Here is a 405-nt window from a genome sequence, read left to right on the forward strand (position 1 = left end):
CCCGAACGTCCAGCAACGGATTTTCCGGCAGAGGCTTGCCCGCGTTGTCGCGAATGAACTCGTTGGGACCGGCGCGAAAACTCGGCTGAATCAGCAGCGCACGCAAGCCCTGATAGGCATAAACCTTCACGGTTGGGGTCTGGCGCAGGCGCTCGACATCGGTCGGCGAGACCTTGTCGATCACGTCGACATCGCCCGCCAGCAGTGCCGCGGTGCGGTTGGCCGCGTTGGCGATGAAACGATAATCAACCTTGTCCCAGGTCGGCTTCTCGCCCCAGTACGTGTCATTGCGCTCGAATACCGTGCGGTCGCCAGGCACGAATGACACGAAGCGGTAAGGCCCGGTGCCGATCATGGCCTTGCCGGAGTTGTAATCGGCGCTGGTGGCGTTGGCGCCTGCGTGAC

General features: G+C 62.7%; 1 protein-coding gene. It reads right to left on the bottom strand.

The features are described 5' to 3' along the window. Nucleotides 1-405, bottom strand: a 405-nt coding sequence (locus tag D7Y13_RS44195) for an ABC transporter substrate-binding protein (protein ID WP_208734731.1), incomplete at both ends; no start/stop codon positions are given.

It is taken from the genome of Corallococcus praedator (assembly GCF_003612125.1).
GTDB lineage: Bacteria > Myxococcota > Myxococcia > Myxococcales > Myxococcaceae > Corallococcus > Corallococcus praedator.